We start from the raw sequence: 14,202 nt of genomic DNA, 5'->3' as shown, positions 1-14,202 counted from the left end.
GGCTAGAGCTTGCCCGCGCCCGCCCCTGCCGTCACCGATCCCACGACGGACGAGGCGGGCTCGGCCGTGTAGGCGTACGGAGGCTTCGTGAAGTCGCCCTCCTGGGAGATCTCGGTGGCGGCGCCTCCGAGGTCGTTGCCGCGCGCCACCGCGAACCCGTCCTCGTCGCTGCTGCGACTGGTCGTGATGGCGATCTTCGTGTCACGGAACACGTTGTTCTCGACCAGCATCCGCGCGCCCATCCGGGAGTGCGCCCCGGTGTCCGCGCCCTGGACGTAGTTGTCGAAGAAGTGCCCGGTGCCGAAGCGCAGGCTGGGGATGCGCGAGTAGACGTTGCTGAAGTGGTTGTGGTGGTAGGTGACCTTGAGGTGGCCGGTGTCCTCGTCGCCGTTGTTGTCGCTGTGCCCCACGAGGGAGCCCTTGAAGTGGTCCTTGAAGGTGTTCCAGGAGACGGTGACGTCGTCGGAGGCGTGCGTGATGTCGAGCAGTCCGTCGTAGTGGTCCTTGTCGTGCTCGCGGTCCGCGGAGAAGGAGTTGTGGTCGATCCACACCTTGGTGGACTCCTGGACCGTGATGCCGTCGGCCGGCGCCACGGGCTTGCTGATGTCGAGGTTCTGTACGACGACGTTGGTGGCCTCCTTGATGCGAAGACCGCCGCCGGTGAACCCGGAGGCCGAACCGACCCCGAGCACGGTGGTGTTGGAGCCGATGTCGACCTGACCGGACAGCGAGATCAGTCCGTCCACCTTCACCACCTTGGCGCTGCTGCCGCCGACGGCGGCCCTGAACGCCGCGAGCGTCTTCACCGTGGTGGCGGTCGCGTTGCCGCCGCCCGTGGTGCCGGCGCCGAAGCCGACCGCCTGGCCCGCGGCTGCCGCCGCGGGCTTCGGCGTCGTGACGCCGCCGTCGCCGGACCCGGACGTCTCGGCGGCGTTCCCGCTCCAGGCGACCGCCCCGGCGATCGCGGCCCCGGCCACCGCGGCCACGCCGATCCGCCTGGCCCTCGCGCTCGTCCCGCGCGCTGCGTGCATGAGTTGTCCTCCGGTCATTCGGGGGGTGGGTCGATCCCGCCCCCTTGTCTGTCGCCGCGGGCACGGCGGACGTTGCCGCCGCACCCGCACGTCTCACGGGGCATCACGGGAAGAAGAGGGTCAGTGGGCGACGGGCCATCCGGAGCTCCAGTTCAGGAGGTTGACGCCGAGCTTCGGGGTGCCGTTGTCCTGGCCGTCGTAGTAGTGGTAGACGAGCAGGTCGCCGTCGGTGTCCTTCATGACCGACTGACCGCCGGGGCCGATGTAGCGGCCGTGGCTCTCTTGGACCGGGGTGCCGCCGTTGTTCATCATGGCGACGCCGTTCTTGTCGACGTACGGCCCGGTGACGCTGGTGGAGCGGCCCACCTTGATCTTGTACGTGGAGCTTGTGCCCGCGCAGCACGTGTCGTACGAGGCGAAGAGGTAGTAGTAGCCGCCCCGTTTGACGATGTAGGGCGCTTCGACGGCTTTGGTGCCCGTGGGGCGCGAGGCGAGCGAGCGGCGGGCCGTGTCGCCCGCGTACTGCTTGCCGGTCGAGGGGTCGATCCGGATCATCTTGATCCCGGTCCACCAGGAGCCGAAGGACAGCCACCACTTGCCGTCGTCGTCCACGAAGAGGTTCGGGTCGATGGCGTTGTAGTCACTGGAGGTGGTGGAGGTGTGGACAGGGCCGTAGTCCGTCCACGAGCCCGGCTCACCCGTGGTGGAGGCCGCGAGGCCGATGGCCGACTTGTTCGAGCCGAACGACGAGACGGAGTAGTACATCAGGTACTTGCCGCCGTGGTGCGAGATGTCGGGCGCCCAGACGTCTCCGGTGGAGTTGTAGTTGTTCCACCAGCCAGGACGGGTGGGGAACGCGGAGCCACTCCGACTGAAGGCGATCCGGTCAGTGGAGGTACGCAGTTGCAGGCCGTCGCCGGTCGAGTAGAGCAGGTACGTGCCCGATGAGGTGCGGACCATGGTCGGGTCGTGCACGACGATGTCGCCGGTGACATGGCCGGGGTTGGGGTAGGCGGTGGCGCTGCTCGGGATGAGGGCGAGCAGAGCGGCGGCGGGCAGAGCGACGAGGGCTCTGCGCCGGAGGGCGGTGGGGGTGCGGCTCACTTGGGTCTCCTGGGAATGGGGGAGGTCCGGGCCCCGAAGGGGCGCGGGGGGGCTGACATGTGCGGCTCTGCCGCGTGGCGCAGCCAGCCACAATGCGCCCGCAGACGGAGCCCCGGACCTCCCGCGTCGCGCTTACAGCGAGGGATATGCGTTCTTCAGGAGCTCCTTGAACTGCGCCGAGAACCACTTCCCGGAGATCGGCGCGTCGGGGAGCGCGCCGGACGGGTTGTGGCCGTTGCGCGGATTGCCCTGGTAGGTCGGGTCACACATGCGGTCGAAGCCCTTGCCCTCGTCGTTCGGGATCTCCTTGCTCGACCCGTCGGACTCGCCCGGCGGCTTCATCCACACGTAGGCGTCGATGCCGGCCTCCGGTGCGGTCCTCGGCCGTTCGCCGAGGCCCGCGCCCGACTGGTTGCACCAGTTGCCGATGTGGATGCGCCGGTCGTAACGACCGCCCTCCACATAGGTGTTGACGTCCGTCGTGGGGCCGGGGCCCGCGGGCCGGGCGGCGCCGCCCCAGCCGTTGCGTGAGGTGTCGATGAGCATGCCTATGTCGGACCTGAAGCCGGTGGAGACCAGTTGGTCGCGGAACGACTGGGCGAAGGAGAGCTCGTCGACGGAGCGGTTCCAGTCGACCCACGTGGACTCGCGGACCGAACGGCCGTTGACGGTGTCGCCGATCTTGAAGTTGTTCTCCTTCAGGGCGCTGTAGTTGGCCGTGTTGGTGATGAAGCCGTGCACCTTGTCGACGGTGCTGCCCTCGGAGGTCGCCGCCTGGTGCATGACCTGGGCGGAGGCGGCGAAGTTGTCGTCCCAGCCGATCCACCCGTGGTGGCCCGCGTCCACGTAGTTGTAGACGTTCGGCACGGCGCCGAGCTTGTTCAGGGCGTAGCCGACTCCCTTCACGTAGTTGCCGTTGGCCTTCATCACGTCGCACTCGGGCGTTGCGGTGGGGCGGCCGCCGGTGTTCGTGACCAGGTTGGGCAGCGAGTCGATCTCGACGGTCGTGACGATGCGCAGGTTCGCGTACTTGGATTCGGCGAGGATCGTCGCGATCGGGTCGATGTACTCGCTCTTGTAGCGGTCGATCTCGGTGGGGCCGAGCTCCCCGTTGGACGCGAGGGCGGCACAGTCCCGGCCCGGCAGGTTGTAGATGACCAACTGGATGATGCCTGCGCCCTGTTGGAGAGCGGCGTCGAGGTGGTCGCGCAGGCCCATCGCGGAGCCCGCGCCCTCGATCGCGGCGATCCGGTCGAGCCAGACGCCGGTGGGCTGGTCGGCGATGGCACTGCCGCCCGGTTCGGCCTCGGCCTTCGCGGACCACTCGGGGTTCACATAGGGCTTGGCGCCCGCGTACGGATTGTCGACGCGGGCGGCGGCTGCCCGGGTCGCGCCGCTTCCGCTGTCGCCGACGGCGAGCGCGGTACCGCCGGTGGTGGCGAGGACGGTGGCGAGCGCGGCCAGGAAGAGGGTGCGGGATCTGCGGTGCCGGGTGTGCGTACGGCTCATGGTCGGCTTCCCTTCGAGTGTGGGTGGTGTGGGTGGTGCGGGTCAGCTGTCGAGCGCGCGCAGATGGTCGCGGAGCCCGACGCCGAACGGGGTGGGTGTGCCGTCGTAGGAGCTGATCAGGGCGGGGCCCGACGAGCAGTTCCAGGTGTTCCAGGTCCAGCCGAGGTAGGACGCCTGGTGCTCGTCGAGCCACTTCATGACGGTGTCGATGAAGCCGTGGGAGCAGGTGTTCTCGCCGATCTCGCCCGCCACGAGCGGCACCTTCGCGGCGACCGGCGCCAGTGTGGCGTCCCAACAGCTCGCGGTGGCACAGGAGTTGAAGTTGTAGACGTGCCAGGCCGCGGCGAGATTGCCCGCCGGGTCCGTGGGTGCGTGCTTCAGCCAGCCGCTCAGATCGTTCGCGTACGCGATGCCGGACGCGAGCACGAGATTCTTCGCGCCTGTGCCGCGAACCGCGTCGAGGAGGTCCTGCATGCCGGCGACCTCGTAGCCGATGCCGGGGCAGGTGCCGCCGTCGCGCCAGCAGGCCCAGGCCTGGTCGGTGGTGGGCGTCGCACGGTCCGGATAGGGCTCGTTGAAGAGGTCGAAGGCGACGGCCGTATCGTCCTTGAACGTGTTCGCGACCGATGCCCAGAACGCCGGGGTGTACCGGGCGTTCGGCATCGGCTTCTGGCAGCTGGCGTGCACGTCCGAGCAGGCCGACGAGTTGCCGGTGTACTGGCCGTGTGACCAGTGCAGTTCGACGATCGGCGTCATGCCGTGGTCCTGGACGCGTCGGACGAGATCGCCGATGGCCGCGCGGTAGTTCCCGCCCGCCCAGCGCGGGTCGATGTTGTCGGTGCCCAGCCAGCACTCCTCGTTGAGCGGGATGCGTACGGTGTTGGCCTTCCAGTCCGCGATGGCCTTGACGGAGGCGTCGTCGACGGGCCCGTCGAAGAAGCCCCAGCCCTGGACGCAGGCGTACTCGCCGCCGGAGCGGTTGACGCCGAGCAGCCGGTGCGCGGTGCCTTCGGTGTCGACGAGCCGGTTGCCGTCGGCGTGCAGTACGGGTGGTGGTGCCGCCGAGGCAGGCGCCGCGCCCGCCGTCGGCAGGGCGGAGGGCATGGCGAGTCCGGCGGTGATGAGGACGGCGCCCGCAAGCGCGGCAAGGGAGCGCGGCAGACGCGGGGGACGGGGCATGAGCGACTCCTCGGATTGAACCGGAATCGCTCCCACTGGTGCCGTGGAAGCTAGCAGGAAGTCGCCGCACAGAACAGAAAGGTTGGCGAGTTTCTCAGATTCTTCGGATCGACGCTGTCGAATTAATTCGACAACTCCCTTTCCTGTGACGGCTCTTGACATCGAGACCGTCCGGCTTAATTTTGGGAGCGCTCCCACTGGTTCCCCCGCTGGTTCCCTTCGCTCCCCGAGCGGAGCCCACCCCCCATCGAGCCGTCAGGAGACACCCCCGCATGTCCGCATTTCCCCATTCCCCCCGTTCTCCCCGTCCCGGTCCGCCCTCCAGACCGGAAATCAGCCGCCGCAACCTGCTCGCCCTGGGTGCAGGAGCCGCGCTGGCCCCCGCCATCGTGGCGCTCAACCCCGCAGCTCAGGGCGCCCATGCCGCCCCCGCAGCCACCGAGTACGAACAGCGTTTCCTCGATCTGTACGCGAAGATCACCGATTCCGCGAACGGCTATTTCTCGCCGGATGGTATTCCCTACCACTCCGTGGAAACCCTCATTGTCGAAGCGCCCGACCACGGGCACGAGACGACATCCGAGGCATACAGCTATCTGATCTGGCTGCAAGCCATGTACGGCAAGGTCAGCGGCGACTGGACACGTTTCAACGCGTCCTGGGAAACCATGGAGAAATTCATGATCCCGAGCCATGCCGACCAGCCGACGAACGGTTTCTACAATGCGGCGAAACCGGCCACGTACGCCCCCGAACACGACCAGCCCTCCCAGTACCCCGCCCGGCTCGACCCCGCGATCCAGGCCGGCGCCGACCCCATCGCCGCCGAGCTGAAGAGCGCGTACGGAACCGACGACATCTACGGCATGCACTGGCTCCAGGACGTCGACAACGTCTACGGATACGGCGGCGACAGCGCGGGCCCGGTCTACATCAACACCTTCCAGCGCGGCTCCCAGGAGTCGGTCTGGGAGACCGTCCCGCACCCCACCCGCGACGAGTTCGCCCACGGCGGCCCGAACGGTTACCTCGACCTGTTCACCGGCGACGCCTCCTACGCCAAGCAGTGGAAGTACACCAACGCCCCCGACGCCGACGCCCGCGCCGTCCAGGCCGCCTACTGGGCCCACGTCTGGGCCTCCGCCCAGGGCAAGCAGGCCGACGTCGCCGTCACCGTCGCCAAGGCGGCCAAGATGGGCGACTACCTGCGCTACGCCCTGTTCGACAAGTACTTCAAGGTCATCGGCGACTGCACCGACCCCTCCGGCTGCGCACCGGGCAGCGGCAAGAACAGCTCGCACTACCTGCTGTCCTGGTACTACGCCTGGGGTGGCGCCACCGACACCTCCGCGGGCTGGGCCTGGCGCATCGGCTCGAGCCACAGCCACGGCGGCTACCAGAACCCCTTGGCCGCCTTCGCCCTCAGCGCCTACGCCCCGCTGGCCCCCAAGTCGGCATCCGGCAAGGCCGACTGGACCAAGAGCCTGACCCGGCAGATCGAGTTCTACCGCTGGCTGCAGTCCGCCGAGGGTGCCATCGCGGGCGGCGCCACCAACAGTTGGCAGGGCCGCTACGCCGAGCCCCCGGCCGGCACGCCCACCTTCTACGGCATGGCCTACGACGAGAAGCCCGTCTACCACGACCCGCCGTCCAACCAGTGGTTCGGCTTCCAGGCCTGGTCGATGGAGCGGGTCGCCGAGTACCTCCACGAGACCGACGACCCGACCGCGAAGACCGTCATGGACAAGTGGGTGAAGTGGGCCCTGTCCGAGACGAAGATCGCCGCCGACGGCACATACAGCTTCCCCTCGACCCTCAAGTGGTCCGGTCGGCCCGACACCTGGAACCCGTCAAGTCCGGGCTCCAACACGGGACTTCACGTCTCCGTCGTCGACCGCACCAACGACGTCGGAGTGGCCGCCGCCTACGCCAAGACCCTCACGTACTACGCAGCCGCCACCCGTCACACCGAAGCAGCCACCGCGGCCAAGGCGCTCCTGGACGGCATGTGGCAGCACCACCAGGACGCACGGGGCATCGCCGTGCCCGAGACCCGCGCCGACTACAACAGGTTCGAGGACGGGGTGTACGTCCCCAGCGGCTGGACCGGCACCATGCCGAACGGCGACACGATCAACTCCGGATCCGACTTCACCTCCCTGCGCTCCTTCTACCGCGACGACCCCGACTGGCCGAAGGTAGAGGCCTATCTCGCCGGGGGAGCGGCGCCGCAGTTCACCTACCACCGCTTCTGGGCGCAGGCCGACATCGCCCTTGCCATGGGGGCGTACGCGGAGCTCCTCGAACCGGGGCCGGGGTCGCAGTGACCGCCCGCAGGACACGCACCGGGAAACTGCTCGGCGCCCTGTGTCTGATCCCGGGGCTGCTGCTGGTGGCCGCCCCGTCCTCCGGGGCCGACGACGCCAAGGAGAAGGCGACGGCCGCGTACACCTGGAAGAACGTCCGCATCGACGGCGGCGGCTTCGTCCCCGGCATCGTCTTCAACCGCGCCGAGAAGAACCTCGCGTACGCGCGCACCGATATCGGCGGTGCCTACCGCTGGCAGGAGTCGTCGCAGACGTGGACGCCGCTGCTCGACTCGGTGGGCTGGGACGACTGGGGTCACACCGGGGTCGTCAGCATCGCCTCGGACACCGTCGAACCGGACAAGGTGTACGCCGCCGTCGGGACGTACACGAACGACTGGGACCCCGGTATGGGCGCCGTCATGCGCTCGGCGGACCGGGGCGAGACGTGGAAGAGGGCCGACCTGCCCTTCAAGCTCGGCGGCAACATGCCGGGCCGCGGCATGGGCGAACGCCTCGCCGTCGACCCGCACGACAACCGTGTGCTCTACCTGGGGGCGCCCAGCGGCCATGGCCTGTGGCGCTCCACCGACTCCGGAGCCGCCTGGTCGAAGGTGACCGCGTTCCCCAACCCCGGCAACTACCAGCAGGACCCGGGCGATTCGACCGGCTACGCCTCCGACAACCAGGGCATCGCCTGGGTGACCTTCGACGAGTCGACGGGCACGTCCGGCTCACCCACCAAGACCGTCTACGTGGGCGTCGCCGACAAGGAGAACGCCGTCTACCGGTCGACCGATGCGGGCGCCACCTGGTCCCGCCTCGCGGACCAGCCCACCGGATACCTCGCCCACAAGGGCGTGCTCGACGCGGAGAACGGCTACCTCTACCTCGCCTACAGCGACAAGGGCGGCCCCTACGACGGCTCCAAGGGACAGGTGTGGCGGTACGCCACCCGCACCGGCGAGTGGAAGAACATCAGCCCCGCCCCCGACGCCGACACCTACTACGGCTACAGCGGGCTCACCGTCGACCGGCAGCGTCCGGGCACCGTCATGGTCACCGGCTACAGCTCCTGGTTCCCCGACACCCAGATCTTCCGCTCCACCGACAGCGGCGGGAGCTGGACCGGAGCCTGGAACCACGGTGCCTACCCCGAGCGCACCAACCGCTACACGATGGACGTCTCGTCCGTGCCCTGGCTGTCCTGGGGCGCGAACCCCGCACCGCCCGAACAGGCCCCGAAACTGGGCTGGATGACCGAGGCCCTGGAGATCGACCCCTTCGACTCGGACCGGATGATGTATGGCACCGGGGCCACCGTCTACGGCACCAGAAACCTTCAACAGTGGGACAGTGGCGGCAAGTTCACCGTAGCCCCGATGGTGGAGGGCCTGGAGGAGACCGCCGTCAACGACCTCGCCGCACCGGCATCCGGAGCGCCGCTGCTCAGCGCGCTCGGCGACATCGGCGGCTTCCGGCACACGGACGTCACCAAGGTGCCGCCCCTGATGTACACCGAACCCAACTTCACCACCACGACCAGCATCGACCATGCCGAGTCCGACCCGGCCACGGTGGTGCGCGTCGGCCAGCTCGACAGCGGGCCGCGTATCGCCTTCTCCGGTGACAACGGCGCCAGCTGGTCGGCGGGCAAGGAACCTCCGGAGGTCTCCGGCGGCGGCACGGTCGCCGCGTCCGCCGACGGCAGCCGCTTCGTGTGGAGCCCGGACGGCACGGGCGTGCACACCAGCGGTGATCGGGGTGCGTCGTGGACGGCGTCATCCGGCATCCCGCAGGGCGCGGTCGTCGAGTCCGACCGGGCCGACCCGAAGACGTTCTACGGCTTCAAGTCCGGGACGTTCTACGTCAGTTCGGACGGCGGGGCGACCTTCACCGCGAAGGCGTCCACCGGCCTGCCGGCCGAGGGTGCGGTGCGCTTCAAGGCCGTGCCCGGCTCGAAGGGCGACATCTGGCTGGCGGGCGGCGAGTCCGGCGGAACGTACGGCCTGTGGCACTCCACCGACTCCGGCGCGAGCTTCACCCGCGTCCAGGGCGTCGAGGAGGCCGACACGATCGGCTTCGGCAAGGCCGCGCCGGGCTCCGACCATCAGACGCTCTACACCAGCGCGAGGATCGACGGGGTGCGGGGCATCTTCCGCTCCACCGACGCCGGTGACAGCTGGGTGCGCGTCAACGACGACGCCCACCAGTGGGGCTGGACCGGCGCGGCCATCACCGGCGATCCGCGGATCTACGGGCGGGTGTACGTGTCGACGAACGGCCGTGGCATCGTTTACGGGGACGACAACTCCCCGGGGTGACAAGGCGAGTCGAAGCGCTTCGACACAGCTATGGACAGCACACGGGTGTCGCTCTAAGGTCAGGACGGCCCCAGGTCGAAGCGCTTCGCACCCGCCTCCCGACCCGTCCATGCCCGTCTAGGAGAGCTGAATGGTCACCCTCGCCGAGGTAGCCCACCACGCCGGAGTCTCGGCCAGCACGGTGAGCTACGTACTCAGCGGCAAGCGGTCCATCTCCACCTCCACCAAGGACCGCGTCGAACGGTCCATCCGGGAGCTCGGCTACCACCCGAACGCCGGCGCCCGCGCCCTGGCCAGCAGCAAGTCCAACATCATCGCGCTCATGGTGCCGCTGCGCACCGACATGTATGTGCCGGTGATGATGGAGATAGCCATCGCCGTCGCCACCACCGCACGCACCCACGGGTACGACGTGCTGCTCCTGACCGGCGAGGAGGGGCCCGAGGCGGTCCGCCGCATCGAGGGCAGCGCGCTCGCCGACGCGATGATCCTGATGGACGTGGAGCTGAACGACGAGCGGCTCCCGCTGATCCGCGAGGCCGACCGACCGGCCGTCCTCATCGGCCTGCCCGCCGACCCCACCGGCCTGACCTGCGTCGACCTCGACTTCGAGGCGACCGGCGCCCAGTGCGTCGAGCACCTCTCCGGGCTCGGACACCGGGACATCGCCGTGATCGGTGAGGCGCCCGCCGTGTACGAGCGGCACACCGGGTTCGCCGAGCGCACCCTGGACGGGCTGCGCTCGCGGGCCCGTGAACTCGGCGTGCGCGTGCTGCACCGGCCCTGCGAGGGGTCGTACGACGCGCTCGCCGCGACCCTGGCCCGGATCTTCGACGAACGCCCCGGCACCACGGGGTTCGTCGTGCAGAACGAGTCCGCCGTGGAGCCGCTCCTGAGCCTCCTGCGTCAACAGGGCCGCGCCATACCGGAGGACGTCTCCGTCATCGCCATCTGCCCCGACCAGGTCGCCACCCAGGCCTCGGTGCGGCTCACCTCCGTCGCCATACCCGCACAGGAGATGGGGCGGCAGGCCGTGGAGCGCGTCGTCGCGAAGCTGCGCGGGCAGGGGGCTGATGAAGTCGCGCTGCTCGCACCAGAGTTGACGGTGCGGGCTAGCTCGGGCCCCGGGCCCGCCCAGTAGCGGGTCACCGGGGCCGTCGGCCTCTGGGCTGCTGCTCAGGGCGTGGACACCACCGGGCGCGGCGCCTTCGCCATGCCGGAGCCGATGGGGAAGCTCGGGTGCGGGGGCTGGTTGTAGGCCGTGTTCTGCCAGGCGAGCGCCGTGCGGTACTGGATGTCGTGGAGCAGTGTGGTGATCTTCGTCTTTGTCTCGTGCGGGGTGGAGTGGATCCGCAGTGCCTTGTTGTCCGCGGTGCGCCACACGACCTCCTCGCGCCAGTCGCCGAGGATGTCGCCCGAGAGCGCTGGGGTCGCCTTCGTGCCGTTGTTGGAGGCGACCGACGCCCCCGTCAGGAGTCGTGTCTCGCCGCCAGTGCCGTACTTGTCGATCCTCGTGCCGTCGAGGAGTTCGCGCGTGGTGTCGCCATCCCACCAGTTCACGAAGTTGATGCTGGACGGCTCGCGGCCGACCGACGCGCCGGACGGTGAGCGCAGGGTGCTGTCGGCCGCGGACCAGGACTCGGCGCCCGCCGAACCGGCGTGGATGTCCGCGGACACGCCCCGGCCGTTGTCCGTGCCCGTCGCCGTGGCCCACAGGCGCTGCCCCGTGCGGGCGTCGGCCATCCAGGAACCCGGCTTCGAGCTGTCCTCGGAGACCTTGAAGTACTCCAGGCCCGCGCGTGAGGGGTCGAGGTCGCCGACGTGCCCGGCGTCCCCGTGGCCCAGCTTGGTCGTCCACAGACCGCTGCCGTTGTCGTCGACGGTCATCGCGCCGTAGACGATCTCGTCCTTGCCGTCGTCGTCGACGTCCGCGACCGACAGGCTGTGGTTGCCCTGGCCGTCGTATCCCTTGCCCGCGTTCGTCGAGGAGTTGGTGTCGAAGGTCCAGCGCCGGGTGAAGGCACCGCCCCGCCAGTCCCAGGCGGCGATGACGGACCGCGTGTAGTAGCCGCGCGCCATGATCAGCGACGGCCTGCTGCCGTCGAGGTAGGCGGTCCCGGCGAGGAAGCGGTCCACGCGATTGCCGTAACTGTCGCCCCAGGATGCGACGTTGCCGCGCGCGGGGACGTAGTCGACCGTGTCGAGCGCGGCGCCGGAGCGTCCGTCGAACATGGTCAGGTACTCGGGACCGGCCAGGACGTATCCGCCGGAGTTGCGGTGGTCCGCGGACGCGCTGCCGATCACCTTGCCCGTGCCGTCCTTCGTGCCGTCCGCCGTCTTCATGGCGACCTCGGCCCTGCCGTCCCCGTCGTAGTCGTACACCTGGAACTGCGTGTAGTGCGCGCCCGAGCGGATGTTCCTGCCGAGGTCGATCCGCCACAGCCGGGTGCCGTCGAGCTTGATTCCGTCGATGACCGTGTTGCCGGTGTAGCCGGACCGGGAGTTGTCCTTGGCGTTGGTGGGCTGCCACTTCAGTACGAAGTCCAGGGCGCCGTCCCCGTCGAGGTCGCCCACGGAGGCGTCGTTCGCCTCGTACGTGTACGCCACGCCGTCCGGGGTCGTGCCCCCGGCGGGCGGTGTGATCGGCACGTCCTTGTACCCGGCACGGAACTGCACCGCGTGCACGGAGTCGCCCTGCTCGGTGCCGTCGGCCACCGCGCGGACGGTGTAGTCGGCGCTGTTCGGTGCCCCCGGGTGGAAGTAGTTCGTCGAGCCGGTGACCGGGGACGCGTTGACCTTCGTACCGCCTCGGTAGACGTTGAAGGCCACGTCGTCGTCATCGGTGCCCAGCCAGCGCCAACTGACCAGATTCCCGGCGTCGGTGTGCACGCTGACCACGCCGCGGTCCAGTGCTTCGGCCTGGCGCGTGGTGGCCGCCGACGAGGTGGACGACAGGGCGATGAGCCCCCCGGCGGCGAGCGCGCCCGCGACGACGGCGGTGATCAGGACCCGGGCGCGGGCCCGCCGTCCTCTTCGGCCCGTGCGGCGGGGTGGTTCGGTGTACGGGTGCTCTGCCATGGGTGCTCCTGCGGGGATAGGGACAGTGCCTCGGCTGAGTCGCCGCGGGGAGCGCGAATGGTTGCCGCTGGGACGACTCCTTCGTTGGCTCAGATCTGACTGGGGTTCCGGACGTTGTTCGATGTCTCGCACAGACGTTGCTATGCTCGCGCACCGCGCTTCGGAGGCAGGGGGGTCACCAGCGCGCGCTGAGCCGCGCAAGCACAGAGATGAGGTCGCCCGTGGGGACAGCCGTCGATGACGCAGCCGCCGCGGAGTTCCATGACTTCTTCGAGCGGCACTACGCCGAACTCGCCCGCCTCGCCCATATGTTGACCGGCGAGAAGGACGCCGCCGACGACCTGGCGGCGGACGCCCTGGTCGCGCTCTGGCACCGCTGGGACCGGGTGCGCGCCGCGGATCATCCGGCCGCGTACGCCCGTGGCGTCGTCGCCAACATGGCGCGCAGCCGTATCCGCAGTGCCGTCCGCGAGCGCCGCCGCGTCGCGCTGTTCTGGGGGCAGCGTGCGGAGGGCGTGGACGACCCCGACGTTCCTGCGGTCGTCGACGTCCAGGAGGCGTTGCGTACGCTGCCGTTCCGTAAGCGGGCCTGTGTGGTCCTGCGGCACGCGTTCGACCTGTCGGAGAGGGACACCGCGCTCACCCTGGGGATATCGGTCGGTACGGTGAAGAGCCAGACGTCCAAGGGGATGGCGGAGCTGCAACGGCAACTGGGTGAGCGGGCCGCGTCGCAACTCGTGGGAGGGAGGCAGTGATGGACGACGTACGCAAGAAGCTGCGCGATGGCGCGGCCGAGCACCGCCCCGACCGGGAGCGGATGCTCGCCCGGATCGAGCGCGGCATGGAGCGCGACGCCGACGATCCCGCTGCCGCGTCCCGCGGCGGGCTGCCACGGCCCGCCCCCTGGCTGCGGATCGCCGGCGCGACGGCCGCCGTGGCCGGAGTCCTCGCGTTCGGCGGGTACGCCGTCGCCTCCGTCGTCCAGGGCGAGGACGCGCCGCCGAGCACCGTGGGCACACCTCCCGCCCCGGACTCCTCGTCCGGGCCCAGCCCCTCCGCGTCAGCGCCGAACGACGAGAAAGCCAAGCCGAGTTCACCGGCCGAGCCCGCGCACCCGACGACGACCGCGCCGGGCCGGGACAAGAACCAGGACGCGGACCGGCCGCCGAAGAAGGACGACCCGCCGCCATCCACGCGGCGTGTGGCGCCGGACGCCAAGAGCGTCGAGGACGGCTACCTCTGGAGCGACGGCTCCATCGACCCGCAGAGCAACGACTTCTGGGCGCAGAGCACCCTCACCTTCAAGACCGGGAAGCCGCTCAGCGCGCTCACCGTCGAACTGCGCGTGGCGCAGACCGGCAGCGTCACCGACACCGGCAACTGGCGCTCCCTGCCCGCCGACGACTTCACCGTCTCCGTGCGCGAACAGGGCGCTGACCTGGTCTACCGCTGGACGCTGAAGGCGGGCCGGACCGTCCCGGCGGGGGAGCACGTCTTCGCGGGCCAGTACAACCACGCCGAAGGCGGCAGGGACGCGGGCGAGGACACGTACGCGGCGGAGGCGACCGCATCAGGCCAGAAGGCGGCGGTACGCGGCGACTTCGCCCGCACCTCGTAGCACCCCGCGGAAAAGGTTCGGCGGGGCGGCAACCTTCCGCACCCGGGCGGAGA

9 protein-coding genes and 1 pseudogene are annotated in these 14,202 nt (G+C 69.7%); 5 read left to right on the top strand and 5 right to left on the bottom strand.

The window, feature by feature from the left end:
- Positions 1-2 precede the first annotated feature (2 nt).
- The 4 genes from AC5P1C_RS14905 to AC5P1C_RS14890 all read right to left on the bottom strand — a co-directional run bounded on the left by AC5P1C_RS14905 (position 3) and on the right by AC5P1C_RS14890 (position 4,823).
- Entirely contained in the window at positions 3-1,031 is a 1,029-nt protein-coding gene (locus AC5P1C_RS14905) for a pectate lyase family protein (protein ID WP_493866273.1), read from the bottom strand.
- A 120-nt stretch (positions 1,032-1,151) separates the two neighbouring features.
- Complete coding sequence (locus AC5P1C_RS14900) at positions 1,152-2,135, bottom strand: arabinan endo-1,5-alpha-L-arabinosidase (protein ID WP_493866272.1); 984 nt, start codon at positions 2,133-2,135, stop codon at positions 1,152-1,154.
- A gap of 132 nt (positions 2,136-2,267) precedes the next feature.
- Positions 2,268-3,644, bottom strand: coding sequence for a glycoside hydrolase family 6 protein (locus tag AC5P1C_RS14895; protein ID WP_493866271.1), 1,377 nt, complete (start codon positions 3,642-3,644; stop codon positions 2,268-2,270).
- A 42-nt stretch (positions 3,645-3,686) separates the two neighbouring features.
- The gene (locus AC5P1C_RS14890) at positions 3,687-4,823 is read right to left on the bottom strand and encodes a glycoside hydrolase family 5 protein (protein WP_493866270.1); all 1,137 of its coding nucleotides are present in this window, start codon (positions 4,821-4,823) and stop codon (positions 3,687-3,689) included.
- A 443-nt stretch (positions 4,824-5,266) separates the two neighbouring features.
- On the opposite strand from AC5P1C_RS14890, the pseudogene AC5P1C_RS14885 reads away from it, so the two are divergent.
- From AC5P1C_RS14885 to AC5P1C_RS14875, 3 genes and pseudogenes are all read left to right on the top strand, one after another.
- Positions 5,267-7,150, top strand: a pseudogene (locus AC5P1C_RS14885) (glycoside hydrolase family 48 protein); the annotation flags it as partial.
- A complete protein-coding gene (locus AC5P1C_RS14880; RefSeq protein WP_493866269.1) occupies positions 7,147-9,453 on the top strand; it encodes a xyloglucanase in 2,307 nt (768 codons plus the stop codon). The pseudogene AC5P1C_RS14885 and the gene AC5P1C_RS14880, both read left to right, overlap by 4 nt.
- 130 nt (positions 9,454-9,583) lie before the next feature.
- The gene (locus tag AC5P1C_RS14875) at positions 9,584-10,594 is read left to right on the top strand and encodes a LacI family DNA-binding transcriptional regulator (protein ID WP_493866268.1); all 1,011 of its coding nucleotides are present in this window, start codon (positions 9,584-9,586) and stop codon (positions 10,592-10,594) included.
- 35 nt (positions 10,595-10,629) lie between these two features.
- On the opposite strand, the gene AC5P1C_RS14870 is transcribed toward AC5P1C_RS14875, so the two are convergent.
- A complete protein-coding gene (locus AC5P1C_RS14870; protein WP_493866267.1) occupies positions 10,630-12,531 on the bottom strand; it encodes a rhamnogalacturonan lyase in 1,902 nt (633 codons plus the stop codon).
- Between the two features lie 221 nt (positions 12,532-12,752).
- Here AC5P1C_RS14870 and AC5P1C_RS14865 point away from each other — a divergent pair, with 221 nt between their 5' ends.
- Both AC5P1C_RS14865 and AC5P1C_RS14860 read left to right on the top strand, forming a co-directional pair.
- Complete coding sequence (locus tag AC5P1C_RS14865) at positions 12,753-13,286, top strand: SigE family RNA polymerase sigma factor (RefSeq protein WP_493866266.1); 534 nt, start codon at positions 12,753-12,755, stop codon at positions 13,284-13,286.
- Complete coding sequence (locus tag AC5P1C_RS14860; protein ID WP_493866265.1) at positions 13,286-14,149, top strand: hypothetical protein; 864 nt, start codon at positions 13,286-13,288, stop codon at positions 14,147-14,149. The genes AC5P1C_RS14865 and AC5P1C_RS14860 overlap by 1 nt, the downstream gene beginning before the upstream one ends.
- Positions 14,150-14,202: the final 53 nt, after the last annotated feature.

This window comes from Streptomyces sp. A18, assembly GCF_059026065.1.
This window is presented reverse-complemented; position numbering and strand designations above follow the sequence as displayed.

Excerpts from the sequence above, each read along its gene's own strand:
- AC5P1C_RS14875 (WP_493866268.1), top strand. The coding sequence starts at position 9,584 with ATGGTCACCCTCGCCGAGGTAGCCCACCACGCCGGAGTCTCGGCCAGC.
- AC5P1C_RS14860 (WP_493866265.1), top strand. The coding sequence starts at position 13,286 with ATGGACGACGTACGCAAGAAGCTGCGCGATGGCGCGGCCGAGCACCGC.
- AC5P1C_RS14895 (WP_493866271.1), bottom strand. The coding sequence starts at position 3,644 with ATGAGCCGTACGCACACCCGGCACCGCAGATCCCGCACCCTCTTCCTG.
- AC5P1C_RS14905 (WP_493866273.1), bottom strand. The coding sequence starts at position 1,031 with ATGCACGCAGCGCGCGGGACGAGCGCGAGGGCCAGGCGGATCGGCGTG.
- AC5P1C_RS14890 (WP_493866270.1), bottom strand. The coding sequence starts at position 4,823 with ATGCCCCGTCCCCCGCGTCTGCCGCGCTCCCTTGCCGCGCTTGCGGGC.
- AC5P1C_RS14870 (WP_493866267.1), bottom strand. The coding sequence starts at position 12,531 with ATGGCAGAGCACCCGTACACCGAACCACCCCGCCGCACGGGCCGAAGA.